Below are 2,930 nucleotides of genomic sequence, written 5' to 3'. Positions count from 1 at the left end.
ACCAATAATCAAATTATTGGCAGCATTACCGGTGATATTATCATTCCCCCAATAGCCATTGATTTGGATATTGTCACCGACAAAAGCAGTATTAGAGAAGTCGAGGGTGTTGTCACTCCAATCACCGACAATGGTGACTTTTCCTGTTACTCCTGTCCCGTCGATGGTTTCAATGCCACTGTTGGCGCTAAAGGAAAGAATCCCTAGGTCCACGTCTCCTGTACCCAAAGCCACAATTTTATCCACCCCGGTGGTCCCTGTATCGGTGTAGATGTCATAGCCTTGGAAACTCGACCAGCCTCCGGCTAGATTACCGGAGACATAATAAGTGTCTGAGTCTTCACCTCCATCTAATTGGTCATTGTCTGCGCCGCCATAGAGGAGGTCATTACCAACCCCACCCGATAAATTGTCAGACCCCCAATCTCCATCGATTAGGTCATCGCCGCCGCCACCATTGAGAATATCGTTTCCCCCGTAACCCATCAGGTGTTCGGCAAGATTCGTACCTGTAATCGTGTCGCTGGAGTTATCACCGTAAATAATGGTTTTCTGAAGATAGAAATAGTTGAGCCAACTGGCAACATCGTTAAGGCGAGCATTGGCATCGCCGTCTTCGTTGACGAGACGATTTTCTTCGATGGTAAAGCCAATATGATAGAGTCCATCGGCCACGGTATTGACTAAATTTTTGCCAAAATATTGAGTTGTCGCTCCGTCATTTTGCACCAGATGGTAGCCTGTTTCCTCATCCCCTTCATCATCACCGTGAAGGAGGACAAATTCTTCATAGTGATTAGTGCGAACCCATTGATTGAGGGTGCGAATATCATCGCTGGTAATCCAGCCATCAGCAGCGATACCTGTAGCAGTAATGCCATCTACTAATAGATGGTTAAGTCCGTCGGCGGCGGCGGCTCCGGCGTTAATATCCCCCGCATTTGTCCACTTGGCTAAGCCAGTATCAATTTTGATGGTATCGACAATTTTGTCTAATCCTGTGCCAGTGGTGGACTGATCGACGTAAAAATATGTTACCCAATCTGCTACGTCTTTTACTGTGGCATTAGCTGCACCATCTTCGTTGAGAAACCGCCCATTTTGGATCTCAAAACCAATATGATAGATTCCGTCGGCAACAGTATTAACTAGGTTTTTTGCAAAATATGTGGTCTGAGCGCCGTCATTTTGAACTAAATGGAAGCCAGTTTCTGTTGTGCCGTCATCATCCCCATGCAGAACAATAAAAGTATTATAACGGGTGGCATCAGAGCGAATCCAATTGTTAATTTGTGCAATATCGCTTTCGGAAATTGAACCATCGGCGGCGAGATTGTAGGTGGTAATCGCTGTTTTTAATAAATCATTCAGTCCATTGGCCGCATCAGCACCGCCAGCAATTTCTTGCCAAGGTATATTTTGCGCTAAACCCTGATCGGCAATAATTAATTCCGTAATCCGATCAAGTCCGGTATTAGTTGTGGCCCGATCTGTATAAAATTGGGTTAGCCAATCCGCCACCTGAGCAACTGTGGCATTGGCGTTACCATCTTCATTGACAAAGGTGCCATTTTCAATTAGGAAACCAATGTGATAAATGCCATCAAAAACCGTATCAACTAAATTTTGGTTGCGATACTGTTGAGTCGCTCCGTCATTTTGGACTAAATGAAACCCTGTTTCTGTTGTGCCGTCATCATCGCCGTGGAGAGCAGTAAATTCTGCTAAACGGTTAGCGCGAATCCAAGCATTAATCGCAGTTACGTCACTGACAGTAAAAATGCCGTTACTAGCAACTCCAGTGGCTTGTTTGGCTTCTAAGATTAACTGATTTAATTCATTAGCCGCCGTCATTCCACCCGTAATATTTGTGCCGAGATTAGCACCAGCCAGTCCTGGATCTATGCCAATTCTTTCAACCGTTTGATCTAGTCCCGTTCCGGTTGTTCCGATTGGGTAATTTTGCACCATCGAATAAGATTTGCTTGCCATAATTTTTAACTATAAAAAATAAGGTAGTTAGTGAAATAGCAACAATTGTTAGACAAGTAACGGCAAAACCGCACTAAGGCAGGTTTATCCTAAATCCAGTTAGCAAAACCCAGTTATCATCAGGGACTGCTGAAGTGGTCACTAGGAACAAGAAGGCTTGTCCACTGCACTGGATCAGGGGGATTTGGTGTTACCCTGACAATTGCGGATCGATATCCTCACCCATACCCGAAGTCGCTCCCAACGATTGGACAGTCTCAGATGGTCGATAAGTTCTAACCGATTGTCTTGCCTCTGCTCAGACTATCGAACGAGGCTTTCCGACCTTGATAGTCCTGAGTCGGCGTTTGATAATCTAACCTTTGATGGAATCTTAGCTTATTGTAGCATTTTTTACAGATATACGGTCTGCGCTGCTTTTTCTCTCTTGGCGTTGCTCAAATAAAAATACCTGAGCTTGCGCGTAACTCAATTTAAAACTAGGCGATCGCTGCAAGCCTCTGATCAGATGGCTGACAACCGACTCGGTGCTATCTACTTTCGTCAACTGGAGGTTGGGACGGTGGGTCAGGTGAGGAGCAATTTGGGAAGTCGTCAGGACAATTTCCCAGCTATCAAAGACAACTAATATAAAGTAACTTTACACCTCTTTTATCACTTTTGGAAAATGCTATTCTTGTAGATGAGACAAAAGAGCTAAAAATCTTCATTGATGCCAATTGGATAATTTCAGCGCATCTTATGATAGTCTAAATCTTTTCGGCTCTTCGGGAATTGTTATGCAAATAATTAACTTCAAATAAAATTCGATGAGAGCAACTACGCTCAAAAGTAGCTGAAATCCATACAGGGAAGGACTTAAGGCACAAACAGGTTAATACCAAAAGATAGACAATTGAGTTAAGATTTGATATAATAGCCAAAAACGAGATTATTTT

The 2,930-nt window shown here is 43.7% G+C and carries 1 protein-coding gene; it reads right to left on the bottom strand.

Annotation, left to right across the window (positions count from 1 at the left end):
- Positions 1-1,992: calcium-binding protein (locus tag EWV66_RS07610; protein ID WP_502706145.1), on the bottom strand; the 1,992-nt coding region annotated here is incomplete at its 3' end.
- Positions 1,993-2,930 lie beyond the last annotated feature (938 nt).

Source organism: Microcystis sp. M_OC_Ca_00000000_C217Col, from assembly GCF_007095585.1.
GTDB classification, from domain to species: Bacteria; Cyanobacteriota; Cyanobacteriia; order Cyanobacteriales; family Microcystaceae; genus Microcystis; species Microcystis panniformis.
This window is presented reverse-complemented; position numbering and strand designations above follow the sequence as displayed.